The 21,637-nt window shown below is 66.4% G+C and carries 27 protein-coding genes and 1 pseudogene; 16 read left to right on the forward strand and 12 right to left on the reverse strand.

The annotated features are described in order from the left end of the window. Positions 1-2: 2 nt before the first annotated feature. Together EBI04_RS09610 and EBI04_RS09615 are read left to right on the forward strand one after the other, a co-directional pair. Positions 3-431, forward strand: a complete 429-nt coding sequence (locus EBI04_RS09610) for a c-type cytochrome (protein ID WP_135257274.1) — start codon at positions 3-5, stop codon at positions 429-431. Between the two features lie 81 nt (positions 432-512). Further along, positions 513-1,466 carry a hypothetical protein gene (locus EBI04_RS09615; RefSeq protein ID WP_135257275.1) on the forward strand — a complete coding sequence of 318 codons (954 nt, stop codon included), beginning with the start codon at positions 513-515 and terminating at the stop codon, positions 1,464-1,466. Here EBI04_RS09615 and EBI04_RS09620 read toward each other — a convergent pair. Together EBI04_RS09620 and moaC are read right to left on the reverse strand one after the other, a co-directional pair. Further along, entirely contained in the window at positions 1,453-1,770 is a 318-nt protein-coding gene (locus EBI04_RS09620) for a NifB/NifX family molybdenum-iron cluster-binding protein (RefSeq protein WP_135257276.1), read from the reverse strand. The two genes, EBI04_RS09615 and EBI04_RS09620, sit on opposite strands and share 14 nt — an antisense overlap. A gap of 74 nt (positions 1,771-1,844) precedes the next feature. Continuing rightward, positions 1,845-2,315: a cyclic pyranopterin monophosphate synthase MoaC gene (gene moaC / locus EBI04_RS09625; protein ID WP_135257277.1), complete on the reverse strand. Its 471-nt coding sequence runs from the start codon at positions 2,313-2,315 to the stop codon at positions 1,845-1,847. 26 nt (positions 2,316-2,341) lie between these two features. Here moaC and EBI04_RS09630 point away from each other — a divergent pair, with 26 nt between their 5' ends. Then, positions 2,342-3,625, forward strand: a complete 1,284-nt coding sequence (locus EBI04_RS09630) for an NAD(P)/FAD-dependent oxidoreductase (protein ID WP_135257278.1) — start codon at positions 2,342-2,344, stop codon at positions 3,623-3,625. A gap of 12 nt (positions 3,626-3,637) precedes the next feature. Here the strand turns inward: EBI04_RS09630 and EBI04_RS09635 are convergent, their stop codons facing one another. Together EBI04_RS09635 and EBI04_RS09640 are read right to left on the reverse strand one after the other, a co-directional pair. After that, a complete protein-coding gene (locus EBI04_RS09635) occupies positions 3,638-4,846 on the reverse strand; it encodes an MFS transporter (RefSeq protein ID WP_135257279.1) in 1,209 nt (402 codons plus the stop codon). A 10-nt stretch (positions 4,847-4,856) separates the two neighbouring features. Next, positions 4,857-5,690: a universal stress protein gene (locus EBI04_RS09640; RefSeq protein WP_135257280.1), complete on the reverse strand. Its 834-nt coding sequence runs from the start codon at positions 5,688-5,690 to the stop codon at positions 4,857-4,859. A 32-nt stretch (positions 5,691-5,722) separates the two neighbouring features. Here EBI04_RS09640 and folP point away from each other — a divergent pair, with 32 nt between their 5' ends. The 6 genes and pseudogenes from folP to surE all read left to right on the forward strand — a co-directional run bounded on the left by folP (position 5,723) and on the right by surE (position 9,731). Continuing rightward, positions 5,723-6,541: a dihydropteroate synthase gene (gene folP / locus EBI04_RS09645; protein WP_135257281.1), complete on the forward strand. Its 819-nt coding sequence runs from the start codon at positions 5,723-5,725 to the stop codon at positions 6,539-6,541. A gap of 2 nt (positions 6,542-6,543) precedes the next feature. Then, the gene (folB, locus tag EBI04_RS09650; protein ID WP_135257930.1) at positions 6,544-6,900 is read left to right on the forward strand and encodes a dihydroneopterin aldolase; all 357 of its coding nucleotides are present in this window, start codon (positions 6,544-6,546) and stop codon (positions 6,898-6,900) included. Positions 6,901-6,999: 99 nt separating this feature from the next. Further along, a pseudogene (locus tag EBI04_RS09655) lies at positions 7,000-8,070 on the forward strand (integrase core domain-containing protein); the annotation flags it as partial. A gap of 60 nt (positions 8,071-8,130) precedes the next feature. Then, positions 8,131-8,598: an FKBP-type peptidyl-prolyl cis-trans isomerase gene (locus tag EBI04_RS13575; protein ID WP_167481981.1), complete on the forward strand. Its 468-nt coding sequence runs from the start codon at positions 8,131-8,133 to the stop codon at positions 8,596-8,598. Between the two features lie 121 nt (positions 8,599-8,719). Then, on the forward strand, positions 8,720-8,926 hold the full coding sequence (locus EBI04_RS09660; protein ID WP_135257283.1) for a cold-shock protein: 207 nt from the start codon (positions 8,720-8,722) through the stop codon (positions 8,924-8,926). A gap of 55 nt (positions 8,927-8,981) precedes the next feature. Then, on the forward strand, positions 8,982-9,731 hold the full coding sequence (gene surE, locus EBI04_RS09665; protein WP_135257284.1) for a 5'/3'-nucleotidase SurE: 750 nt from the start codon (positions 8,982-8,984) through the stop codon (positions 9,729-9,731). Here the strand turns inward: surE and EBI04_RS09670 are convergent. Together EBI04_RS09670 and EBI04_RS09675 are read right to left on the reverse strand one after the other, a co-directional pair. Beyond that, entirely contained in the window at positions 9,679-10,497 is an 819-nt protein-coding gene (locus EBI04_RS09670; protein WP_135257285.1) for a (R)-S-adenosyl-L-methionine hydrolase, read from the reverse strand. The two genes, surE and EBI04_RS09670, sit on opposite strands and share 53 nt — an antisense overlap. A 64-nt stretch (positions 10,498-10,561) precedes the next feature. Continuing rightward, on the reverse strand, positions 10,562-12,028 hold the full coding sequence (locus EBI04_RS09675; protein WP_135257286.1) for a tetratricopeptide repeat protein: 1,467 nt from the start codon (positions 12,026-12,028) through the stop codon (positions 10,562-10,564). 89 nt (positions 12,029-12,117) lie between these two features. On the opposite strand from EBI04_RS09675, the gene EBI04_RS09680 reads away from it, so the two are divergent. Then, positions 12,118-12,789, forward strand: a complete 672-nt coding sequence (locus EBI04_RS09680) for a tetratricopeptide repeat protein (protein ID WP_135257931.1) — start codon at positions 12,118-12,120, stop codon at positions 12,787-12,789. Positions 12,790-12,828: 39 nt separating this feature from the next. Here EBI04_RS09680 and EBI04_RS09685 read toward each other — a convergent pair whose 3' ends face one another. Next, the gene (locus EBI04_RS09685) at positions 12,829-13,425 is read right to left on the reverse strand and encodes a trimeric intracellular cation channel family protein (protein ID WP_135257287.1); all 597 of its coding nucleotides are present in this window, start codon (positions 13,423-13,425) and stop codon (positions 12,829-12,831) included. Further along, on the reverse strand, positions 13,418-13,876 hold the full coding sequence (gene ispF / locus EBI04_RS09690) for a 2-C-methyl-D-erythritol 2,4-cyclodiphosphate synthase (RefSeq protein ID WP_135257288.1): 459 nt from the start codon (positions 13,874-13,876) through the stop codon (positions 13,418-13,420). The genes EBI04_RS09685 and ispF overlap by 8 nt, the downstream gene beginning before the upstream one ends. 16 nt (positions 13,877-13,892) lie before the next feature. On the opposite strand from ispF, the gene EBI04_RS09695 reads away from it, so the two are divergent. Beyond that, the gene (locus tag EBI04_RS09695) at positions 13,893-14,444 is read left to right on the forward strand and encodes an HD domain-containing protein (RefSeq protein ID WP_135257289.1); all 552 of its coding nucleotides are present in this window, start codon (positions 13,893-13,895) and stop codon (positions 14,442-14,444) included. Between the two features lie 36 nt (positions 14,445-14,480). Further along, a complete protein-coding gene (locus EBI04_RS09700; protein ID WP_167481937.1) occupies positions 14,481-14,801 on the forward strand; it encodes an FUN14 domain-containing protein in 321 nt (106 codons plus the stop codon). A 2-nt stretch (positions 14,802-14,803) separates the two neighbouring features. On the opposite strand, the gene EBI04_RS09705 is transcribed toward EBI04_RS09700, so the two are convergent. Together EBI04_RS09705 and EBI04_RS09710 are read right to left on the reverse strand one after the other, a co-directional pair. Next, on the reverse strand, positions 14,804-15,784 hold the full coding sequence (locus EBI04_RS09705; RefSeq protein WP_135257291.1) for an asparaginase: 981 nt from the start codon (positions 15,782-15,784) through the stop codon (positions 14,804-14,806). Beyond that, on the reverse strand, positions 15,781-16,062 hold the full coding sequence (locus tag EBI04_RS09710) for a DUF309 domain-containing protein (protein WP_135257292.1): 282 nt from the start codon (positions 16,060-16,062) through the stop codon (positions 15,781-15,783). The genes EBI04_RS09705 and EBI04_RS09710 overlap by 4 nt, the downstream gene beginning before the upstream one ends. A gap of 22 nt (positions 16,063-16,084) precedes the next feature. On the opposite strand from EBI04_RS09710, the gene EBI04_RS09715 reads away from it, so the two are divergent. From EBI04_RS09715 to EBI04_RS09725, 3 genes are read left to right on the forward strand one after another with little or no spacing between them, the layout of a single operon-like run. Beyond that, entirely contained in the window at positions 16,085-16,891 is an 807-nt protein-coding gene (locus EBI04_RS09715) for an ABC transporter substrate-binding protein (protein WP_135257293.1), read from the forward strand. Then, positions 16,878-17,513, forward strand: coding sequence for an ABC transporter permease (locus EBI04_RS09720; protein WP_135257294.1), 636 nt, complete (start codon positions 16,878-16,880; stop codon positions 17,511-17,513). The genes EBI04_RS09715 and EBI04_RS09720 overlap by 14 nt, the downstream gene beginning before the upstream one ends. After that, positions 17,510-18,190 (forward strand): ATP-binding cassette domain-containing protein, encoded by a 681-nt coding sequence (locus tag EBI04_RS09725; RefSeq protein ID WP_135257295.1) that lies wholly within the window; start codon positions 17,510-17,512, stop codon positions 18,188-18,190. The genes EBI04_RS09720 and EBI04_RS09725 overlap by 4 nt, the downstream gene beginning before the upstream one ends. On the opposite strand, the gene EBI04_RS09730 is transcribed toward EBI04_RS09725, so the two are convergent. Both EBI04_RS09730 and EBI04_RS09735 read right to left on the reverse strand, forming a co-directional pair. After that, a complete protein-coding gene (locus EBI04_RS09730; RefSeq protein WP_135257296.1) occupies positions 18,187-18,696 on the reverse strand; it encodes a ubiquitin-like small modifier protein 1 in 510 nt (169 codons plus the stop codon). The genes EBI04_RS09725 and EBI04_RS09730 overlap by 4 nt on opposite strands. Positions 18,697-18,752: 56 nt before the next feature. After that, positions 18,753-20,579, reverse strand: coding sequence for an aldehyde ferredoxin oxidoreductase family protein (locus tag EBI04_RS09735; protein ID WP_135257297.1), 1,827 nt, complete (start codon positions 20,577-20,579; stop codon positions 18,753-18,755). Positions 20,580-20,712: 133 nt separating this feature from the next. Between EBI04_RS09735 and EBI04_RS09740 the strand changes: the two genes are divergently transcribed. After that, positions 20,713-21,633, forward strand: a complete 921-nt coding sequence (locus EBI04_RS09740) for a carbohydrate kinase family protein (RefSeq protein WP_135257298.1) — start codon at positions 20,713-20,715, stop codon at positions 21,631-21,633. The last annotated feature ends 4 nt before the right edge of the window (positions 21,634-21,637 follow it).

A 21,637-nucleotide genomic window follows, 5' to 3' on the forward strand; every position in this document is an offset into this window, starting at 1 on the left:
CCATGAAGCGCCTCTTGCCCGTCTTGCTCTTCCTGGGCCTTCTGGCCCTTGGGCAAAGCCCCGGAGCCAAGCTCTACTCGGCCAACTGCCAAAGCTGCCACCAGGCCACGGGCCAGGGGGTCCCTGGAGCCTTCCCGCCCCTCACCCATCTGGACAAGGTGGTCCAGGCCAAGGGGGGCCGAGAGTACCTGATTCGGGTGGTCCTCTACGGCCTCCAGGGAAGCCTTACGGTGGAAGGCAAGACCTATAACGGGGTCATGCCCCCCTTCCGCCAGCTCAAGGACCAGGAGGTGGCCGACCTCCTGAACCACATCCTCACCACCTTCGCCAAGTCCAAGGCCAAACCCATCAGCGCCGAGGAGGTGAAGGCGCGAAGGGCTAAGGCCATGTCCCCCCAGGAGGTCCTCAAGACCCGTCCCCCGGTCAAGTAGACCAGTGTACTCCCTCCCCCCGGGGCCTTTAGGCCCCGGGCACCTTTTCCTTAGCCCCTGGCAGGGGATAATGGTCTTGCCGTGGAGCCCGGGTTCCACCTTCTCTACGCAAGGCGCCTGGCCTGGCGCCACCGGCTCCTCTTGGCCCTTCCCTTAGCGCTTCTGGGCTTTCTCCACCCCTTCTTCGCCCTGGCCTCCCTCCTACCGTTCTTGCTGCCCGCCCGGCTTTGGGAGGGGCGGGCGCTACGGGAGATCGCCCGGGCGAGCCTGGCCTATCCCACCGCCTTGGCCTACGGGGAGGAACGGCTTTGGCAGGAGGCCCGCAAGGTGGAAGTCCCTCTTCCCCCCTTCCCCCTGGGGCTTTTTGCCCTCTATCTGGTCCTCCTGGCCCTGGCCTTGGGCTCGTGGACGGGGCTTGCCCCCAGGGAGGCAAGCCCCTTCGGGTCCCCTCCCAACGCCGGGCACCCCGCAATCCCCCAAACCTTCCCGGAAAGGGAGAAGCCGGCCGAGGTACCCGGGGCTTCACCCGAGGAAACCACGCCGACCCCGGATTCCCCAGAGGCACCCAGAAGCCCGCAAGGGAAGGAACCAGGCCAGGGCCACCCCGCCCCAACCCCCCAAGGGGGGCAAGCTCCCAAACCTAGCCCCCAGGGATCTTCCCCCGGGGGTTCCTCCCAGGCTCCGGGGCAGGGAACCCAGGTGCCCGGCGACGGGGACGGAAAGCCAGAAGCCACCCAGGAGGTCCCAGGTCAGGAACCAGGCCAGCCTAAGGAAGCAGGCACCCCCACCCCAGGTGCCTCAGGACCCTCCCCAACGCTGGAGGCTCCCGCCTCCTTGCCCCTCCCAAAGCCCAACGGTCCCGGGCAGGAACTCCTCGGGCCCGGCCGGGAAGGAAAGGGCCAGGACCTACCCTCCCCCTGGCGGGAGGGAAGCCCTCCAGAGGAGGTGCGCCGGGGGGTGGAGGTCTACTTGGAGCGCACTCCCCTCCCCCCTGAGGCCAAGGAGCTTCTAAGGCGCTACTTTAGCGGGCCCTGACCTTTTCTAAAGCCTCGGCCACGCTCACCGGACCCACCTCCAGCCGCTCCGCCATGGGGAAAGCCCCCATGGAACCCCCGTGGCCGAAGCGGGCCCCCACCCGCAGGTCCACATCCTTAAGGAGCTCCCGCATGCGCTCGTGCTTGTCCCCCCCCTCCATGGCCGCATAGGGGTTCTCCCGCACCTCCACCAGGCGGAAGCCCTCCCCCTCCACCTCATAGATGGCGAAGCGGGGGGCGTGGCCGAAGGGGCCGGGGTAGACCTTTCTCTCGTCGTTCTTGGACAGGGCCACGGCGATCCTCATGACCCCAGGATACACCCCCCAGGTACGTGCTGGTGAGGCCCAAGCCACCCTGTCTTATGCAAGGTCAAGCGGGCTCAGGAAGCCCGCCACTCCCCGCTTTTCCCTCCCGCCTTGTGGAGGAGGCGCACCCCGGAGATGACCAGCCCCTTGGAAGCCGCCTTCAGCATGTCGTACACGGTGAGGGCAGCCACGGCGCAGGCGGTGAGGGCCTCCATCTCCACCCCGGTCTCCGCCTTGGTCTTGGCGGTGGCCTCGATGCGCACCCGCCTTTCCTCCTGCAAAAGCTCCAGCCGCACCTCCACGCCGGTAAGGGGAAGGGGGTGGCACAAGGGGATGAGGTCCGCGGTCCTTTTGGCGGCCATGATGCCCGCAAGCTGGGCCACCATCAGGGGGTCCCCCTTCCCCACCCCGCCCTGTTCCAGGGCAGCCAGGGCCTCCTCGGTGAGCTCCACGAAGGCTTCCGCGGTGGCGGTGCGGAAGGTGGCGGGTTTCTCCGTTACGTCCACCATGTGGGGCCGACCGTCCTTGAAGTGGTTGAGGTCCATGGCTCAAGTGTAGTACCTTGGGGGAAATGCCCAAGGGCGCAGAGGTGCTGGTGGTGGGGGCAGGGATTCTGGGGCTTGCCGCGGCCTACTTCCTGGCCCGGCGGGGGCTCCCCGTGGGGGTTCTGGAACGGGAGGCCCCTCTCTCCTGCACCACCGACAAGTCCACGGAGTGCTACCGGGTCTTTTGGCCAGGGGATGAGGCCCTGGGCAGCCTGGTGGCCCGGAGCATGGAGCTCCTGGAGCCCTTCGCCCAGGTGGCCCGCCCCAACCGCCGCGGCTACCTGTACGTGGGCCAGGAAGAGGCGCTTTTAGCCCTGGCCGAAGCCGCACCCCACGCCGGGCCTCTCCGGGTCCACCGGACGGGGGCCTCTTACCCCAAGGAAGCAGTAGAAGGACTGGACCTACTCCGAGAAGAGGGCTTGAGGGAGGCCTTTCCCTACCTGGCCCACGCGAGGGGGATGGCAGGGCTTCACGTGCGGAAGGCGGGCTGGCTCTCCGCCCAGGGGCTGGGGATGGCCCTCCTCGAGGCCTTCCGGGAACTGGGGGGAACACTCCTTCCGGGGGAGTTTTTAGGGGTAGAGCCCAGGGCAGGGAAACCCGCCTACGCCCGGGTCCGCCGGGGAGAGGAAGAGGCTCTCCTCCCCTTCGCCGCCCTGATCCTGGCCCCGGGACCGGGACTCCTCCCCCTCCTGAAGGCCTTGGAACCGGCCCTACCCGTGGCGGCCGAGCCCCACTTCAAGGCCTGGTTCCCAGACCCCCTGGGCCGCTTTCCCCGGGAAGCCCCCCTTCTGATCTGGAACGAGCCCCAGGAGATCTTCGCCCCGGAGGAGAAAGCCCTCCTAGAGGAAGACCCCTCCCTCAGGCCCCTCCTGAGCCCCTTGCCCCCCGGGGCCCACGGGAGGCCGGAAGGGGGAGGGTTCTTAGCCCTCTACAACCCCCTTCCCCGGCAAGAGGAGCCCACCTCCTGCCAGCCCTCCCTGCCGCCCTGGGCCTCGGAGGTGGCCTTAAGGGGCCTTCTCCCCCTCCTGCCGGGCTTGCGGCCTTACTTGGGGACCAGAGCCCGGGTGGACGGCGGGTATTATGTGCGCACCCCGGAAAACCGCCCCCTCTTGGGCCCCGTGGCCGAGGGCATCTACCTCTTGGGAGCCTTCTCCGGCTATGGGGTCATGGCCGCCCTAGGGGCGGGGGAGCTTTTGGCCCGGTGGGTGGCCGGGGAGCCCCTTCCCGCCCACGCCCAGGCCTTTGTCCCAGGGCGCTACCGGGATCCCACCTACCGGCCCAACCTCGAGGCCGCCCGGGCCCAGCTCTAAACCCCAAGCCCCTCAGCGGGCCCGGCGGATGGGGGCCACCAAAAAGGCCCCCAGGAGGAAAAAGGCCCCCGCCAGGAGGAAAAGAACCGTATAGCCCAGACCCTCCCCCTGGGCGTTCAGGAGGTCCAAGGGCCGACCGAAGGCCCCCGCCAGCACCTGGGGCACCACGATGGAGGTCTGCCACAGCCCCATGTCCGTGGCGTGGGCCTCGGGATCCCGAAGGACGTCGGACACCAAGGCCCAGTCCACCGCCAGGTACACCCCGTAGAAAAGCCCAAAGAAGAGGGCCAGGAAGAGGAGGAGGTCGTACCGGGGGAAGAGGAGGATAAAGGGCATGAGGAGGCCCAGCCCCGCCCCAGAAAGGTAGATGAGGGGCTTGCGCCCCACCTTGTCCGAAGCCCTTCCCGCGGGCACGCTGGCCAAGGCCGCCCCCAGGGAGATGAGGAGGCCCAGAAGGGCCACCGCCTGGAAAGGCTCCTCCGCCAGGGACCGCCCCAGGGCCTGGAAAGCGCCCACCACATCCGCCAGGTAGTACTGAAGGTAGGTCTGGGCCAGGTAGAAGCCCAGCATCACCAGGAAGCGGGTGAGGTAGACCAGGAGGAAATCCCGGTCTCCCCAGGGCCGGGCCAGGGCCTGGGCCAGGGGCCGGGGGTTGGCCTTGAGGGTCCGGTCCGGGATGACCCAGAGGCTCAGGACCGCCCCCAGGAGGTTCACCAGGGCGGCGAGGTAGGCCTGGGGGGCCAGGGGCAAGAGGAAGCCCACCACCCCCCCCAGCACCTGGCCGGAAACCTGCAGGACCCCCATGTACCCCGAGGCGGTGCCCCGCTCCCCCTTGGGCACCAGGTCGGGGATGAGGGCGGAGTAGGGTCCGGTGGCCAGGTCGTCCGCCACCTGCAGGAGGAGGTAGGCCAGGAGGAGAAGGCCGTAGGTGGGGGCGTGGACCAGGAGGAGGAGGGCCAGGGCGGTGAGGAGGCTCCCCAAGAGGAGAAAGGGCCGGCGCTGGCCCAGGCGGTCGGAGAGGTAGCCCATGAGGGGCGGGCCCAGGATGGCCATCACCGCCCCCAGGCCGAAGAGGAAGCCCAGCCGGGTGGCCTTCTCCTCCGGGGGGGAAACCTCGGCCACCTTGGCCGGCAGGATCACCAGGAGGACCAAAAACCACTTGAGGCTGGTGGCAAACCAGTAGGCGGAGAGGGCGAGGAACCAGCCGGGCCCGTGGCGCATGGGCCTTACCTTACCAGACCGTGGCCTCGGGCACCACCAAAAGGGGCAAGGAGCTCTGATGGGAAAGCACTTCCACCATGCGCCCAAGCCGATGCCGCCAGGTGCTTTTGGCCTTGGAGCCCAGGACCAAGAGGTCGGCCCCGCGGGCTTCCGCCAGGCGCAGGAGGTCCAGCTCGTCCTCCCCCTTGCTCACCTCCACCACCCCCGTGGCCTTTAGGAGGGCCTCGAGGTGGCCCCTAGCCCGCTCTAACACCTCGGCGAGGGCGAGCCCCCGGGGGTCCAGGTAGGTGGGAAAACAACACCCCCCTTCCCCGCTCACCAGGTGCAGGCCGAAGACCTCCGCCCCCAGGGCCCTACCCCAAGCCTCGGCCACCCGGAAGGCGCTGAGGCTTGCCGGGCTATCGTCCAGCCCCACGGCCATGCGCCGCACCCCCTTCAGGGCCCGGGGCAGGAGCAACACCGGGACCTCGCCCCGGTGGAGGAGGTAGCGGGCCAGGCCTCCCCGGGCCAGGACCTCGAGGGCATCCGTGCCCCGCTGTCCCAAAAGGACCAGTCGGCTTTTCAAAGCTTCCCCAGCCACCACCTGCGCGGGGAAGCCGCGGAGCACCTGCGCCCGAAGCCCTGTGTTCGCTAGGCTTTTTCGCACCTCCGCCTCCACCCGGCTAAGGGCTTCCTCCAGCCCCGGCCTAAGATGGGGAAAACGGCGGCCAAGGGCCTCAAAGTACGGGGTGGGCACCACGTGGATAAGCTCCGCCGGGATGTTGAGCCCCTCCTGAAGGAAACGGGCGCTTTCCACCACCGACTCCAAGCCCTCCCCCAAATCCACGGCAGCCAACAGGCGCATGCTTCACCTCCTGACCCCACTATAATCCTCTCGTGCTCTGGCTTCGCGACCGCACCCTGGACCTTTCCCACCCCCGGATCATGGGGATCCTTAACCTTACCCCTGATTCCTTTTCCGATGGCGGGCTCTACCTGGACCCGGAAAGGGCCCTGGAAAGGGCCAAGACCCTGGTGGCCGAGGGAGCGGATCTTCTGGACCTGGGGGCCGAATCCACCCGCCCCGGAGCCCAGCCCGTGCCCGTGGAGGAGGAAAAGAAGCGGCTTCTTCCCGCCCTCGAGGCCATCCTGGAACTGGGGGTGCCGGTGAGCGTGGACACCCGCAAGCCCGAGGTGGCGGCGGAGGCCCTGAAGCTGGGAGCGCACCTCATCAACGACGTGACGGGCCTTAGGGATGAACGCATGGTGGCCCTCTGCGCCCGGTATGGGGTGGCGGCGGTGGTCATGCACATGCCCGTGCCCGACCCCCAGGCCATGATGGCCCACGCCCGCTACGGGGACGTGGTGGCCGAGGTGAAGGCCTTCCTAAGGGCCCAGGCGGAAAGCGCCCTGAGGGCCGGGGTGCCCCAGGTGGTCCTGGACCCGGGGTTTGGCTTCGGGAAACTGCTGGAACACAACCTGGCCCTCCTTAAACGCCTGGAAGAGATCGTGGCCCTGGGCTATCCCGTTTTGGTGGGGCTTTCCCGGAAGCGCTCCATCGGGGAGCTCACGGGGGTGGAGGAACCCGCAAAAAGGGTCATGGGCTCCGTGGCCGCCCATCTTTTTGCTGCCATGAAGGGAGCCAGGATCCTTCGCGTCCATGACGTGGCCGCCCACCGGGAGGCCCTTGCGGTGTGGAACGCCCTTTGGGGATAGATATGGGGGAGATCGCCCTTTTGGGTCTGGAGTTCTACGGTCGCCACGGGGTGAGGCCTGAGGAAGGCCAGCTTGGAGCCCGGTTTGTGGTGGATCTCTGGCTTAAGGTGCCCTTTGAGGGCAGGGGGGACCGGCTGGAGGAAACTGTGGACTACGCCGCCGTCTACGCCCTGGTGGAGGAGGTGGTGCGCCACCGCCGCTTCTACCTGATCGAGGCTCTGGCCGACCACCTGGCGGAAGCCCTCCTGCAGGCTTTTCCTCGCCTCGAGGGAATACGGGTGCGGGTGCACAAGCCCCACGCCCCCATCCCCGGGGTCTTCCGCGACGTGTACGCGGAAACCGAAAGAACGCGCTCCTAGAGCCTGTTTCGGCCACTCATCTGAACCTGGACAGACACATGTGAGACGCTGAATGGGATAAAAAGATGGGGAACCGACCCTGTAGCGGAGGTTCCCCATATGCAGCTTACCTCGTTTGGCCGAGCGATAGGGCAAGGGGCTAGCCAAGGGACAAGACTGGCCGAAGCGGGGGCAGGCGACCCGGATGTCCAGGAACGCCTTCGCAAGGTGAAGTTGGTGAAAGCCCTGCGGGAGAGCAAGCGGAGCTGGGAAGAGATTCGGGAGTTTTTAGGCATCAGCCGGGCCACCTACTACCGTTGGGAAAGGGCTTTGAGGGAGAAGGGGCTAGCCGGACTCAAGCCCAAGTCCCGCCGCCCCCGGCGCCTGCGGGGAAAGGTGCACTGGAGGCCCGAGCTTCTTTCGCGGGTGGAGGAGCTGAGGAGGGAGAACCCCACCTGGGGGCGGTGGCCCATCTGGCTCACCTTGCGCCAGGAGGGCTTCCGGCTAGGGGAACGGACGGTGGGCCGGATTCTGGCCTATTTGGAGGGGAGGGGACGGGTGGAGAGGGTGGCCTGCTTTCTGGCCCGGAGGGGGAGAGGGAAGGCCAGGGGAAGACCTAGGAGACCCTACGCCCGGGGTAAGCCCCGGGGATACGAAGCTCAAGCCCCTGGGGACCTGGTACAGGTGGACACCTTGATAGTGAGCCTGGGACCGGGGGAGGTGGTGCGGCACTTTTCGGCGGTGGACCTCTTTACCCGCTATGCCCTGGGGGAGGTGCACAGCCGGGCCACGGCGAGGCTAGCGGGGGAGTTTCTGTCCCGACTGGTGGCCCAGGCGCCTTTCCCCATCCGGGCGGTACAGGTGGATGGGGGTAGCGAGTTCATGGCGGAGTTTGAGGAGACATGCCGACGTTTGGGGGTTGCTCTTTTCGTGCTGCCTCCCCGGAGCCCCAAGCTCAACGGGCACGTGGAGCGGTTGCAACGGACTTTTAGGGAGGAGTTTTATACCCGAGCTTTGCCCACGAGGGTGAGCGAACTACAGGCGGAGCTCAATGCCTACCTTGACCACTACAACCGCAGAAGGCCCCACAGGGCCTTGGGTGGCCTTGCTCCCTTGGAGTTCCTGGCTAAGATATGGGGGGAGTCGGTTCCCCAAGGTGTCTCAAATGTGGTGGCCAATTACACCACCTTTCCTCCAAGGGGTGGGTCTGCTAGGCTAAGGGGAGCAAGCCTGGCTTGCGAAAGGGTGACCATGAAGGTTGAACAAGACAAGGTGGTAACCATCCGTTACACCCTCCAGGTGGAGGGGGAGGTCTTGGACCAGGGGGAGCTTTCCTATTTGCACGGGCACGGCAACCTGATCCGGGGCCTCGAGGAGGAGCTGGAAGGCCGCGAGGAGGGGGAGATCTTCCAGGCCCACGTGCCTGCGGACAAGGCCTATGGACCCCGCGACCCCGAGGGGGTCCAGGTGGTGCCCCTCTCCGCTTTCCCCGAGGACGCGGAGGTGGTGCCCGGGGCCCAGTTCTACGCCCAGGACATGGAGGGGAACCCCATGCCCCTCACCGTGGTGGAGGTCCAGGGGGAAGAGGTGACCATTGACTTCAACCACCCCCTGGCGGGCAGGGACCTGGACTTCGAGGTGGAGGTGGTGAAGGTCCGGGAGGCTACCCCCGAGGAGATCCTTCACGGCCACGTGCACGAGGGCGGGCACCACCACTAAGCCCAAAGCCTCCCTCAGGCCCCAAGGACCCTTGCGCTTTGGGGCTTGACTTTTTGGGTAGTCCGTGGGATAGTGAAGAGTCCCTGGAAAGCCAGGTGGGTTTTCGGGATGAAGGAGAAGCATGAAGAAGGGTACCGTCAAGTGGTTTAACGCGGAAAAAGGCTACGGGTTCATCCAGCAGGAAGAGGGTCCGGATGTGTTTGTGCACTTCACGGCCATCGAGGCTGAGGGGTTTCGCACCCTGAACGAGGGTGACCGGGTGGAGTTCGAGGTGGAGGCCGGCCAGGGCGGCAAGGGCCCCCAGGCCAAGAAGGTCCGCCGCCTCTAAAGGATCTTTCCGCCCAAAGGCCCCTTCGGGGGCCTTTTTGCTTTAGGCTTAAGCCATGCGCATCCTGGTTTCCAACGACGACGGCATCTTCTCTCCCGGGATCAAGGCCCTGGGCTTGGCCATGCGGGCTCTGGGGGAGGTTTATGTGGTGGCCCCGGATGTGGAACAGTCCGCGGTGGGCCACGGGATCACCGTGAGGCGGCCCCTACGGTTCAAGCACACCGCCAGCGCGGGCTTCGGGGAGATCCCCGCCTACCGGGTGGACGGCACCCCTGCGGACTGCGTGGTGCTGGGTGTTCACCTTTTGGGCCGGCCCGACCTGGTGGTCTCCGGCATCAACATCGGGGTCAACCTGGGCTTGGACCTCACCCACTCGGGCACGGTGGCCGCGGCTTTGGAGGGTACTTCCTTGGGCATTCCCTCCATCGCCTTCAGCCTGGATACCTCGGGGGAGGAGCTGAACTTCGCCGAGGCGGCGGCGTGGGCGGTGAGGATTGCCCGGCGAGTGATGGAGAAGGGCCTGCCCAAGGGGGTTCTCCTCAACGTGAACTTCCCGGCGGGGGTGCCTAAAGGGGTGATGGTTACCCGGCTTTCCACCCACCACTGGGAGGACACGGTGGTGGAGCGCCTGGATCCCGAGGGCCGGCCCTACTACTGGATTGCCGGCACCCCGGTGGGGGAGGAGGAAGAGGGGACAGACCTCTTTGCGGTGCGCCGGGGGTATATCTCCATCACCCCGGTGAGCCTGGACTTCACCGCATCGGACCTGTTGGAGGAGGTGGCGCATTGGGTGAGGGAAATATGACCACGGGCATCCCCTCCCTTAGCCCTAGGGCCTCCTTGGCCCTTCCCCGGTTGACGGCGATTTCCAAAAGCCCGGCGCTTCCCAGGTAGGCCACGGCCTCCCCCACTCCCACCTGGCCGAAGGTTTGGCGGATCGGGATGCGTTTCCCTGCCACCTCCACCAGGCCGTTCAAGGGAGCCTCGAGGAGGGTGGTGATGGCGTTGCCGAAGCGGTCAAAGGTGAGGATCTCCCCTTCTGGGCCTGGGGTGAGGGCGAGGGGAAGGCGTATTAGGTCCTGGGCGGGCACCTCCGGTCCAAGCTCCTCCGGAGCCAGCCCTAGGGCCAGGTGGGCTGCGGCGGGGGCGAAGAGGTCGCGGCCGTGGAAGGTGTGGCCCCCTGGGGCCCAGCCCGGCAGGGGGAGGATGCCCTTGGGGCTTGGGGGGGAGATGCAGGTGATTTCGTGGGCTCGGATGGGTGGGTCCAGAAGCCAGGCCAGGGTGAAGAGGCCGTTGTCAGGCCCCACGTAAAGGCGCCTTCCTATGGCGGCGATGGCCCGCCTCTTCGTGCCTACCCCAGGGTCCACCACCGCCAGGACCACCGCCTGTTCTGGCAGGTAGGGGAGGGTCTCAAAAAGGGCATAGGCAGCCCGGCGCAGGTCCTGAGGGGGTAGGGCGTGGGCCAGGTCCAGGACGGGTACCCCGGGGGCTTTTTCCCAGAGCACCGCCTTGACCACGCCCACGTAGGGGTCCTCGAGGCCAAAATCGGAGAGGAAGAAGACGGGGCGCATCCTGCCTTTAGCCTACGGGGTTTTGCCTGGACCCCCATCCTGGCAAAGCCAGGATAAGGTGGCATCAGAAGTTCCGGAGCCAGACGGTGGGGAAAAGGGCCAGGATCACCCCCGCCACCACCCAGCCCAAGGCCAGGCCCAGGGTGCCCTCCGCCCGCTCCTTGGCCCAGAGGAGGCCTGCCCCCAGGAGGAGGAGAAGGAAGGTGGGCCCGGGCACGGCCACCGCAAAGAGCAAGGCTGTCAGGTAGGGGGAAAGGTCCCGGTACCGCTCCTTAAGGACCAAGGGGACCAGACCCCGGAAGAAGGGCTCCATGAGGGCTAGGCCCAAAAAGGTAAGGAGGTTTAAGGGAAGGGTGCCTAGCCCCAAGGGCTCCCGGATCCATCCGTAGAGGAAGAGGAGGAGGACCAAGGCCGGCCCCACCCAAAACCCCTCGATCCAGCTGGACCAGGGGCCCAAAAGGGCAGGAAGGCGCTTGCGGAAGGGCTTTTGGAGAAGGAGGCCTGCGAAGAGGAGAAGGCCATAGAAGAGGTAAAAGCTGGGGAGGATCGAGTCTTTCTGGTAAGGGGTGATGAGGGCCAGGGCGTTGGCGAAAAGGGTTTTGCCCAGGAAGGCGGCCAGGAGGAGGGCCAGGAGGAGGGTGCCCAGGAGGGTCAGGTAAAGGCTTCCCGGTCCCGGGAGGGGATCCTCCACCACCTCGAGGGTGCGCAAGGGCTCTATCCGGCTTTCCCCCAGGAGGACCAGGAGCAAAAAGACCAGGAAGACGAGAAGCCAAGGCCAGGCCTGGGCCAGGAAGCGGGCCGGGAGGTTTTCCAGGGCAGAAAGCTGCTTCAGGGCCGCCTGCCCCTGGGCAAGCTGGCCCTGCCCCAGGTAGGCCAGGGCCAGGAGAGAAAGGGCCTGGCCTTGCAGCCCGGGCTGGGCCGAAAGCTCCGGCAAGAGCCCCTCCAGAATAGGGATGGCCTCCTGGGGCTTCCCCGAGAGGAAGAGGAGGCGGCCTTGCTCCAGCCTTTCCGCTGGGGTGGAGCCCAGAAAGGCCAGGCCCTCCTGGGGCCTTCCCAGGGCCAGATGGAGCCGGGAAAGCAAAAGGCGCGCCTCGGGGGTGGGGGGCAGGCCTTGGGCCAGCCTCAAGGCTTCCTCATACTGGCGGAGGGCCTCGAGGGCCATGGCCCGCAGGAGGTTGGCCTCAGGCCCCGGGGGGAGGGAAAGCCTGAGCACCTCGGCGGCCTGGCCCTTTTGCAGCAGTAACCGGGCGCGAAGGAGCTGGGCCTCCGGCTCATCCCCCAGGCGTCCCAGGTAGCTTTCCGCCTGGGCCAGGTCCCCCCTTTCCAGGTGGATGCGGGCGAGAAGGAGGAGGCTTGGCCGGTGCTCCGGATCGCTGGTGAGGGCCAGCTCGCAGGTGGCCTGGGCGCTGTCCAGTGCCCCTCGTTGGTATAGGCGCTGGCAACGGGCGAAATACTCTTCGGCTCCCTGGGCCAAAGCGGAGGAGAGGAAGTGTAGGCCCAGGAGAACCAGCAATCCCCCAATAAGCCTCATGCCTTCCAGTTTACGCCCTCCCTCTCTTGTACCGGGTATAATCCCCGCGGGTGAAACCCATGAAGCGCTGGATAACCGCACTTGCCGTGATGGTTTGGGTTGCTGGCCTGGCCCAGGCCCCCCAGGTGTCGGCCCTGGTGGATGCCGGGCGGTTTCAGGAAGCCTACGAGCTGGGTTTGAAACTGGGCACCCCCGAAGACCTGGCCCTGGCGGCCAAGGGAGCCAGCTTTTACGCCCTGTACCAGGCCAAGCCCGAGGAGAAGCGCACCTGGTTTGAACGGGCGGAGAAGGCAGCCTCCCAGGCCATCGCCAAGGCTCCGGATTACCCCGAGGGCTACTTTGAGCGGGCCCGGGCCCTGGGGCGGCTTTCCCAGTTCAAGGGGATCCTCGAGGCCCTGGCGGAGGGCCTGGCGCCCAAGATCCGCGGGGACCTGGAGAAGACCTTGAAGCTCAAGCCCGACCACGCCGGGGCCATGGTGGCCCTGGCCCTCTGGCACTTTGAGCTGGTGCAGAAGGGCTGGCTGGTGGCGGCCACCCAGGGGGCGGATGGCTCCCAGGTGGAGCCCCTAATGAAAAAGGCCATCGCCCTGGAGCCCGAGGCCATCATCCACCGGGTGGAGTACGCCAGGGTGCTGGCGGCCTGGGGCAAGAAGGAGGAGGCGAGAAAGCAGCTGGAAACCGCCCTCGCCCTCCCCGCCAGGACCGCCGCCGACCGCTACGACCAGGAGAGGGCCCGGCAGGAGCTGGCCAAATTGAAGTAGGCCGGGGGGTTCAAGGGACCAGGCACGCCCGGCCCCCTTTTACTTTGGGGTGGGGAGCCTAAGACCGAGCCGCCTCCCGAAGATGCGCAAAAGCACGGTGGCCAGGGTCCCGGCGAAAAGGGCCCCTTCCGGATGGGTGCCGTAGAGGGCGTAGACCACAAGCGCTCCCACCAGAGCAGCGGAGGCGTAGAGGTCCCCCGCCCGGTAGAGGATGCCCGGCACCTCTCCGGAGAGCACGTCCCGTAGCACTCCTCCCCCCACCCCTGAGAGGGTACCTGCCAGGGCTACGCCGAAGGGGCCAAGCCCCGCCTCTACACCCCGCTCCGCCCCCAAGGCAGCGAAGAGGCCTAGGCCCAGGGTATCCAGGTAGTAGATGAGCCGTTCCATGGCTTGTACCCTGGGGTGGAAGCGGAAGACAAGAAGCCCCGTGAGGACCACGCTCCACAAGAGGGGTTCGTTCCTCAGGGCCGTGGGGGGAAGGGTGCCTACCAGGACGTCGCGGATGGACCCGCCCCCCACCGCGGTCACCGTGGCCAGCACCAGAACCCCAAGGAGGTCAAAGCCCTTTTCCACCCCCTTCAAGGCTCCGGTGGCGGAGAAGACCAGGGTGCCGAGCCAGACCAGGACCTCAACCATCCAAAAGCACCACCGCCCGGGCCTGCACGTGCGCTACCGCCAGGCCCTCCGAGGTCTTGAAGGTAAGGCCGATGCGGTCCAGGGGCAGGCCAAGAAGCCGGGAAAGATTTTCCGAAAGGCCCTGCCGGTGGGGGGAAAGCTTGGGCTGGTCCAGGATGATGGCCAGGCTTACCTGGATCAGCCTTCCTCCCCTTTCCTCAACGAGGCGGAGGGCCTCCTTTAGAAAGACCTTGCTGCGGGCTCCTCGCCACTTGGGGTCGGTGTCGGGGAAGAGGAGGCCGATATCCCCAAGGCCAAAGGCGGCGAGCAAGGCGTCGGTGAGGGCATGCAGGGGAGCGTCCCCATCCGAGTGGGCCAGGGCCCCTTGGGGGCTTGGAATCAAGAGGCCGCAGAGATGGAGGGGCTTCCCTTCTATAAGGCGGTGGCTATCCTCCCCGTAGCCGATGCGCATGGCTATACTTTAGAGCATGCCGAGCTTTGCGGAAGCCCTAGCCCTCATGGAAGCTTGGACGGAAAGCGAGTCCCTGAGGCGGCACATGCGGGCGGTAGAGGTGGCCATGCGGGCCTATGCCCGCCGCTTCGGGGAGGACGAGGAGCTTTGGGCCATGGCCGGGGTCCTGCACGACATGGACTACGAGAAGTCCCCGGAGGAGCACCCCTACCGGGGGGTGGAGGAACTGAGGCGCCTGGGCTACCCCGAGGAGGTCCTGGAGGCCATCCTGGGCCATGCCTCTTACACCGGGGTACCCCGCAGAACCCTGATGGCCAAGGCCCTCTTCGCGGTGGACGAGCTTACGGGCTTGATCACCGCCGCGGTCTACGTGCGCCCGGACCGCTCCATCCTGGGCCTGGAGCTTCCAAGCCTCAAGAAGAAGTTCAAGGACAAGGCCTTCGCCAAGGGGGTGAACCGGGAAGAGATCCGGATGGGGGCCGAGGACCTGGGCCTTTCCCTGGACGAGCACATGGCCTTTGTCCTCGAGGCCATGAAGGGGGAAGCGGAGCTACTGGGCCTAAAATAGTTGCCTTCGCCCCTGGGTTCCGCTAGGGTGGAGGGCGTGGAGCTACCCGACCTAAGCCCTTACCTGGGGCAGGTGACCTTTGGCGGCCTGGCGGGCTACGCGGTGGGCTACGCCTTGAAAAAGCTGGGCCGCCTCCTGGCCGTGGCCCTCGGCCTCCTCTTCGTGGCCGTGCAGCTTTTGGCCCAGGCGGGCTATATCCAGGTGGACTGGACCCGCATCCAGAAGGATGTGGAGCCTCTCCTCCAACAACCAGGCCTGCAAAGCCTATGGGAGCGGCTTCTCAAGACCCTCACCTACAACCTCCCCTTCGGGGCTAGCTTCGTAGGGGGGTTGCTCTTGGGCCTCCGGGCGGGGTAGACCTAAAGCCAGGTGAGCTCCAGGTGGGCCTTTAGATGACCTACCGGCAGCCCCCGGTAGTTCCTGCGTTCGGGCTGGTCCCAGGGGGTGGGCCCAGGATCCAAGCCCAGAAGCCGGAGAAGGGCCACCACCGCCACCTCCCGGGCCTGGGTCGAGCCGTCCTCCACCTTGAGGGCCACGCCTAAGGGCCCTTTGGGGCTTTCCAGGAGGGCCAGGCCGTAGTAGCCGTCGGCTCCCCGCTTGGCCACCACCGGCAGGCGCTCCATCAGGAGGGTGTCTATGCTCCCGGGCCCTGCCACCAGCTCGGGGTGGCGGCGCATGATCTGCTGCACCTTGCGAAGGGGTTCCCGGTACGCCTCGAGGGCCCTTTCCGGCACCGCCAGGAGGTAAAAGGCCCGGGCAGCCCGGGAAAGGGGTAGGGAAAAAGTGGGGACGCTACACCCGTCAATGGCCAGGAGGGGCTCCATCCCGGAAAGCTCCCTCAGGGTCTTCCGGTTCAGGACCTGGACCGGATGGTCGGGGTTCTCGTAGCCTTCGGGACTCGCCCCCAGGGCCAGGGCGGCGGCCAGCATGCCTGCGTGTTTTCCCGAGCAGTTGTGGTGAAGGGGGGTGGGCTTTAGCCCGGCCGCTTCCAAAGCCTTGCGGGCCTCCGGGGAAAAGGGAGGGTGCACCCCGCAGACCAGGGCCTCGGGACCGAGGCCCAGCTTGGCCAGGAAGCCGGAAGCCACCGCCACATGGCGAGAAGTGCCGTCGTGGCTGGCGGTGGCCAGGGCCACTTCCTCTTCCGTGAGGCCAAACCGCTCCACCGCCCCTGTGAGGAAGAGGGCCAGGGCCTGGAAGGGCTTGGCCGAGGAGCGCATGTAGGCCCATAACCCAGGGTTTCCCGCATAGGCCAGTAGGCCCTCCGGCCCGTGGATGGCCAGGGAAACCCGGTGCCGGTTTTCCACCTCTTGGCCGCGGTAGACGTAGACCCAAGCGTTCACGCCCCAAGTCTACGCCGGGCTTCCTCAAAAAGGGGCCGCCAGTCCAGGCCGAGGTAGGGGGAGGGGAAGCCCAGGAGTTTCCTTTCCGCCTTTTTTAGGTTCCTCAGGCCTCTCCGCCCGCTCTTGGCCTGGTGCAGGGCCGCCGCCAGGAGGATGAGCCCCTGCAAAAAGCGCCGTTTCTCTCCCTGTGCCTCCCGCCAGGCTTCCTCTAGGACCTCGTGGGCTTCAAAGTATTGGCCCTCTAGAAAGAGGTGCCAGGCCTCACCCAAGGCTTCCACGCCTTAAGGCTAAACTGGGGCCATGCGCTTTGCCCTGGCGCCCCTCCTGCTGGCCCTGGCTTCGGTTCCCGCCCTGGGGCTTAGGCTCGCCACCACCACCAGCGTCTACGACTCGGGGCTTTTGGACCGGCTTTTGCCGGCCTTTGAGCGGGCCACGGGGGTTCGGGTGGAGGTTTTGGCCGTGGGCACGGGGCAGGCTTTGCGGCTGGCCGAGCGCAAGGATGTGGATGGGGTCCTGGTCCATGCCCCGGACCTCGAGGGGGAAGCCTTGAAGCGCGGTATCATCGCCCAGCCCTTCTGCCTGGCCCAGAATAGCTTCCTCCTGGTGGGGCCCCAAAGGGATCCCGCCCGGATCCGGGAGGTGGGGGATGTCCTGGAGGCCTTGCGGCGGATCGCCCGGGCCCAGGCCCCCTTCGTGTCCCGGGGGGACCGCTCGGGCACCCACCTGAAGGAGCTGGAGCTCTGGCGGAAGGCAGGCATAACCCCCCAAGGGGGCTGGTACCTGGAGTCAGGGGCGGGCATGGGTCAGACCCTGGTTCTGGCGGCGGAGAAGGGAGCCTATACCCTCTCCGACCTGGCCACCCACCTTACCCTGGGCCGCAAGCTGGGCTTGGAGGCCCTTTATCGGCGGGAGGATCCCCTTCTCCTGAACCAGTACACCTACTACCTGGTGCCCCGTGGGGCCAAGGCGAAGGAGGCGGAAACCCTTCGCCGCTTCCTGGCCACGGAGGAGGCGGCCCGGTTGGTGGAGGGTTTGCGGGTGGAGGGGAGCCCGCTCTTTAAGCCCTTGAGGGGGCGGTGTATCATCCCCGAGGGTGGAGGCCGCTGAGCTTTTAGAAATCTCCTGGCGCAGCCTCTGGGTAGCGGGGCTTGCCACCTTGTTGGCAGCTCTTCCCGCTGTGCCCTTGGGGCTTTGGCTGGCCTTGAAGGGGGGTGGGGGGATTTTCGGGCGGATTCTCCTTTACGCCGGCCTCGCCCTCCCCTCCGTGGTGGTGGGCCTTTTCTTTTACCTCCTTCTTTCCCGCTCGGGCCCTTTGGGATCCTTGGGTCTCCTCTACACCCCCTACGCCATGGTGCTGGCGGAGGTGGTCTTGGCTTTTCCCCTCATTGCCGCCTTCGTGCTTTCGGGGGCCAGGGGTAGGGTGGAGGAGGTGCGGCTTCTAGTGCGGAGCCTGGGGGGTAAGGAGGGCCAGGTGCTTCCCACCCTGTTTTGGGAGAGCCGCCGCACCTTGGCCGCCGCCTTGGCTGCCGGCTTCGGCGGGGCCATCAGCGAGGTGGGGGCGGCCACCTTGGTGGGCGGGGACATCCGTCACCACACCCGGGTCCTCACCACGGCCATCGTGGTGGAAACCCGCAAGGGGGAGCTGGAAAGCGCCTTGGCCCTGGGGTTTATTCTCCTGGGGGTGGCCCTCTTGGTCACCGCCCTGCTGGTTGTCTTGGAGCGGGAATGAGTCCGGTTTTGAAGGCCCAGGGGTTGGTCCACCGCTACGGGGCTTTCCGCCTCGAGGTTCCCTACCTCGAGGTCCACCCCGGGGAGATCCTGGCGGTCCTAGGGCCTTCGGGAAGCGGCAAAACCACCCTCCTCCGCCTCCTTGCCGGCCTCCTGTCCCCAGAGGAGGGTCAGGTGGAGGGGAAGTTCCGGGCCTACCTGCCCCAGACCCCACCCCTTCTTCGGCGTAGCGTCCTGGAAAACGCTGCCTTTGGCCTGTTGCTCCGGGGGGTGCCCCGGCGCCAGGCCCTGGCCCGGGCTGCCGGGCTCCTGGAACAGGTGGGTTTGGAGGGCAAGGCCCGTCAGCCCGCCCATCTCCTCTCCGGAGGGGAGGTGGTGCGCCTGGCCCTGGCCAGGACGCTTCTGGTGGAGCCTGCGGCCCTGCTACTGGACGAGCCCACCGCCAGCCTGGATCCCGCCAACACCCTTAAGGTGGAGGCCTTGCTCCAGGAGGCGGCCAAAGAGGGGCGGGGGGTGGTCCTGGCCACCCACGACCTCTTCCAGGTGCGCAGGCTGGCCCATCGGGTGGTCTTCCTCTTCCAGGGCCAGGTGGTGGAAGAAGCCCCTGTGGGCCGGTTTTTCCAAAGTCCAAAGGACTTTAGGAGCCAGGCCTTTTTGGAGGGGCGGTTGCTTCCTTAACCGCCTCCCCGGGCCGCCGCCAGGCGGATCCGGCCGAACCAGGCCTCCGCCGCCTCCCCTTCCACCTCTACCTCGATCTGGGGGAGGGAAAGGCTTCCCACCCTTAAGGGTTCCGCCTCGGCGAAGCGCACCTGGGCCCCGGGGAGGGCGTAGACTCCCTCCCCCAGCTTTCTCCCGCCCCATTCCCTGAGGTATCTTTCCAAGAGCCAGGCGGGCAAAGCCCCGAAGCGCCGGGCAAAGGTTCCGCCCGCCACCGGGGGGAAGAGGTCCAAGGTGGCTTCCTCCGTCAAGGGGGTGGCAAGCCCGTTTAGGTAGCGCACATCCCGGCCCTCCAGGAAAACCGATACCCGCTCGGCCAGGTCCTCACCTTCAAAGAGCTCCTCCTTTAGGGCCGGATAGGCCTGGATCAGGGCCTCCAAAACCTCCCCGACCGTCCTTCCCCCCACCTGGACCTGGCCCTTGCCCACCAGGTCCCGGAAGGTGGCGTACAGGTTCACCTTAGGCATAGGAAAAGTGTAAAGGAGACCCGGGGGCGGTGGCCCGGGTCTCCTTGGGGTACCCCTTAGTCGTCCGCGGCGGCGGAGAGGATGCCCAAGGCCTGGAGCTTGGCCGGGGGTACCACCCCCTTATCCCAACCCCGCTCCTGGTAGTATTCCTGCAACATCAGGTCCAGCTCCGTGAGCTGGCCCTTGGAGCCTGCGCAGTCGGAAGGTTCCTTGAGGAAGCGCTCGGGCAGGTAGTCGGAGCCTTCCGCCCAGCCCGCCAGGTTGTTATAGTAGCGCTCCAGGTTGTAGATGCGCTCCCCGATGAGAAGGATCTCCTCGGGGGTCACGGGCCGGCCCCAGTAGGCGGCAAGTTGCTTGGCGTACTCCTCGGGGCCCTCGGCGAACTGGCTGAACTTGCAAAGGTCCAAGGAGTCGGTGAAGGCGGAGAGGTCCTGGAAGAGCTTGGTGAGCTTGCCTTTCCCCTCCCAGGCTAGGGGGTCGGTCTTGTAGGGGACGCCCAGGATCTCCGAGGCCGGGGTGTAGGCCCGGAGGTGGCAGGCCCCGCGGTTGGAGGTGGCGTAGGCGATGCCCATGCCCTTGAGGCCCCTTGGGTCGTAGGCGGGGATGGACTGCCCCTTGACCTCGAGGGAGAGCTCGGGGTGGCCGATGGCCTTGGCAAAGCGGGCGGGGCCTTCCGCCAGGCCATCACCTACCCCCCGGCGGTAGGCGATGGCCTCGATGGCGCGGGCCTCGCCCTCCTTGTCCCCAAAGCGGATCCCGTCAGGGCCCTGGTAGTAGCCCTTCTCCGTGGCCTCCATGAGGACGGCAATGGCGTTGCCCGTCTCGATGGTGTCCATCCCGTAGGCGTTGCAGAGGTAGATGGCGTAGCCGGTCCAGTCGGTGTCCGTGTGGCCGGAGTGGGCCCCCAAGGCCCAGGCGGATTCGTACTCGTAGGATTCAAAGCGGATGGCCTTGCCGTTGATGTGGACCTCCACCATCTTCTTGCAGGCCACCGGGCAGGCGTGGCAGGTGTTGTCCTTGATGAGGCGGTGCTCGCGGATGTACTCCCCGGAGATGGTTTCCACCCCTTCAATGCAGGTGTGCTGGGCGTTGAAGGTGGGTAGGGCTCCCATCACGTTGGTGATGTTCATGAGCACGTTGGTGCCGTAGAGGGAAAGCCCGCCCTTCTTGGGGGCGGTCACGTTCTTGGGGTCGTTGATGGTGGCCGAGGCCAGGCGGTCCGCTTCCCGCCAGAGCTCAGGGTCCTTGGGCTGGGGCATCTGGTCCTGCTTGCCCACCACCACGATGGCCTTGAGCTTCTTGCTCCCTGCCACCGCCCCGGTGCCCCCGCGGCCGGCAGCCCGCTCGTCGTTGTTGATCCAGTTGGCGAAGCGGACCAGGTTCTCCCCCGCGGGGCCGATGGCCATCACGTCGGCCTCCTCCCCGTGGCGTTCCCGCAGGATGCGGTGGGTTTCATGGGTGGTCTTGCCCCAAAGGCCTGAGGCATCGTGGATGGTGACCTCTCCGTCCTTTACCAGCAGGTAAACGGGTTTATCCGAGGCTCCTTTGATGAGGAGCCCGTCAAACCCCGCCCACTTCAGCTTGGCCGCGGTCCAGCCCCCCATGTGGCTATCCGTGACCGTGCCCGTGAGGGGGCTTTTGGTGACCACCGCCAGGCGCCCCGACATCTTGGCCCGAGTGCCGGAAAGGGGGCCATTCATGATGCAGAGGAGGTTATCGGGGCCAAAGGGGTCTACTTTGGGCCCGTTTTCAAACACGTACTTGACCCCTAGACCCCTTCCGCCCACATACATCTCCAGGTCCTTGGGATCGGGGGCGAAGTACTCCACCTGGCCTGTCGAGAGGTTAATACGGGCGAGCTTATGGGCATATCCACCGAGCATCCTTTACCTCCTTTTGGGCCCAAGGGAAAGACACCCATTGCCAGGAAGACCACAGACCACTACCCAGGTTCAGGCGAATTATACCATTTAAACCCCGGAGGAATGTAAAGAAAGTGACAGGCATAATGGAGCCATGCTGGCCCTTTTGGGGGAGGTCCTGGTGGACCTCATTCAGGAAAGCCAAGACCCCCTGCGCTTCAGGGGGGTCCTTGGAGGCTCGGCGCTCAACACCGCCACCACTCTGGCCCGGTTGGGGTTTCCCGTGGGTTTCCTTTCCGAGGTGGGGGAGGACTGGGTTTCCGCCTGGAGCGTGGAGGAGATGAGAAGGCGGGGCCTCGAGCTTAGGCTTTTCCGCCATCCCGCCCCCATGCCCCTGGCCCTGGTGCGCCTGGATGCGGAGGGAAATGGGGAGTATAGCTTCCACCGTCCCTTTCATCTGCCCTACCACCCAGGGCCTGAAAGCCTTCGGGGAGCCAGGGTGTTCCACTTCGGCTCCCTCCTGGCCCTCGAGGATCGCGTGGAGGAAGGCTTGAGCCTCCTTTTGCAGGAAGCGGAGGAGGAGGGAGCTTGGGTATCCTACGACCCCAACCTCCGCCGTTCCCCTACCCCCAAGGAAAAGCAGCGGATAAAAGCCTATCTGGACCGGATAGACCTGTTGAAGCTTTCCCTGGAAGACGCCAAGCTTCTTTTCCCTGAAGACCCCGTGGGGGCGGTGAAGGCCCTGGGTGTACTCCTAAAGGTCCTCACCCTGGGCCGGGAAGGGGCGGTGGCCTTCTTGGGAAAAGAGGCGGTGCGCCTCCCCGGAAAGGCGGTGAGGGTGAAGGATACCGTGGGAGCGGGGGATGCCTTTACCGCCGGGCTCCTGGCCCTTCTTCTCCGAAAGGGCTACGATAAAGAAAGCCTTCCCCACCTGTCCTTGCCGGAACTAAGGGAGATCCTGGAGGGCGCCATCGCCCTCTCCGCCCTGGCCTGCACCGTGCGGGGGGCCTACCTGCCCGAGGAGGGGCTTCGCGCCTGGCGGGGGCGCTTTTTGGGGGGTGGGGGCCTCCTTTGAGGTA

Source organism: Thermus caldilimi (assembly GCF_004684245.1).
GTDB classification, from domain to species: domain Bacteria; phylum Deinococcota; class Deinococci; order Deinococcales; family Thermaceae; genus Thermus; species Thermus caldilimi.

What these genes read in the sequence shown, in the direction of transcription:
- EBI04_RS09610 (WP_135257274.1), top strand. Translation starts at nt 3, where the DNA reads ATGAAGCGCCTCTTGCCCGTCTTGCTCTTCCTGGGCCTTCTGGCCCTT.
- EBI04_RS09620 (WP_135257276.1), bottom strand. Translation starts at nt 1,770, where the DNA reads ATGAGGATCGCCGTGGCCCTGTCCAAGAACGACGAGAGAAAGGTCTAC.
- moaC (WP_135257277.1), bottom strand. Translation starts at nt 2,315, where the DNA reads ATGGACCTCAACCACTTCAAGGACGGTCGGCCCCACATGGTGGACGTA.
- EBI04_RS09630 (WP_135257278.1), top strand. Translation starts at nt 2,342, where the DNA reads ATGCCCAAGGGCGCAGAGGTGCTGGTGGTGGGGGCAGGGATTCTGGGG.
- EBI04_RS09635 (WP_135257279.1), bottom strand. Translation starts at nt 4,846, where the DNA reads ATGCGCCACGGGCCCGGCTGGTTCCTCGCCCTCTCCGCCTACTGGTTT.
- EBI04_RS09640 (WP_135257280.1), bottom strand. Translation starts at nt 5,690, where the DNA reads ATGCGCCTGTTGGCTGCCGTGGATTTGGGGGAGGGCTTGGAGTCGGTG.
- folB (WP_135257930.1), top strand. Translation starts at nt 6,544, where the DNA reads ATGGGGGAGATCGCCCTTTTGGGTCTGGAGTTCTACGGTCGCCACGGG.
- EBI04_RS13575 (WP_167481981.1), top strand. Translation starts at nt 8,131, where the DNA reads ATGAAGGTTGAACAAGACAAGGTGGTAACCATCCGTTACACCCTCCAG.
- EBI04_RS09660 (WP_135257283.1), top strand. Translation starts at nt 8,720, where the DNA reads ATGAAGAAGGGTACCGTCAAGTGGTTTAACGCGGAAAAAGGCTACGGG.
- surE (WP_135257284.1), top strand. Translation starts at nt 8,982, where the DNA reads ATGCGCATCCTGGTTTCCAACGACGACGGCATCTTCTCTCCCGGGATC.
- EBI04_RS09670 (WP_135257285.1), bottom strand. Translation starts at nt 10,497, where the DNA reads ATGCGCCCCGTCTTCTTCCTCTCCGATTTTGGCCTCGAGGACCCCTAC.
- EBI04_RS09675 (WP_135257286.1), bottom strand. Translation starts at nt 12,028, where the DNA reads ATGAGGCTTATTGGGGGATTGCTGGTTCTCCTGGGCCTACACTTCCTC.
- EBI04_RS09680 (WP_135257931.1), top strand. Translation starts at nt 12,118, where the DNA reads ATGGTTTGGGTTGCTGGCCTGGCCCAGGCCCCCCAGGTGTCGGCCCTG.
- EBI04_RS09685 (WP_135257287.1), bottom strand. Translation starts at nt 13,425, where the DNA reads ATGGTTGAGGTCCTGGTCTGGCTCGGCACCCTGGTCTTCTCCGCCACC.
- ispF (WP_135257288.1), bottom strand. Translation starts at nt 13,876, where the DNA reads ATGCGCATCGGCTACGGGGAGGATAGCCACCGCCTTATAGAAGGGAAG.
- EBI04_RS09695 (WP_135257289.1), top strand. Translation starts at nt 13,893, where the DNA reads ATGCCGAGCTTTGCGGAAGCCCTAGCCCTCATGGAAGCTTGGACGGAA.
- EBI04_RS09715 (WP_135257293.1), top strand. Translation starts at nt 16,085, where the DNA reads ATGCGCTTTGCCCTGGCGCCCCTCCTGCTGGCCCTGGCTTCGGTTCCC.
- EBI04_RS09725 (WP_135257295.1), top strand. Translation starts at nt 17,510, where the DNA reads ATGAGTCCGGTTTTGAAGGCCCAGGGGTTGGTCCACCGCTACGGGGCT.
- EBI04_RS09730 (WP_135257296.1), bottom strand. Translation starts at nt 18,696, where the DNA reads ATGCCTAAGGTGAACCTGTACGCCACCTTCCGGGACCTGGTGGGCAAG.
- EBI04_RS09735 (WP_135257297.1), bottom strand. Translation starts at nt 20,579, where the DNA reads ATGCTCGGTGGATATGCCCATAAGCTCGCCCGTATTAACCTCTCGACA.
- EBI04_RS09740 (WP_135257298.1), top strand. Translation starts at nt 20,713, where the DNA reads ATGCTGGCCCTTTTGGGGGAGGTCCTGGTGGACCTCATTCAGGAAAGC.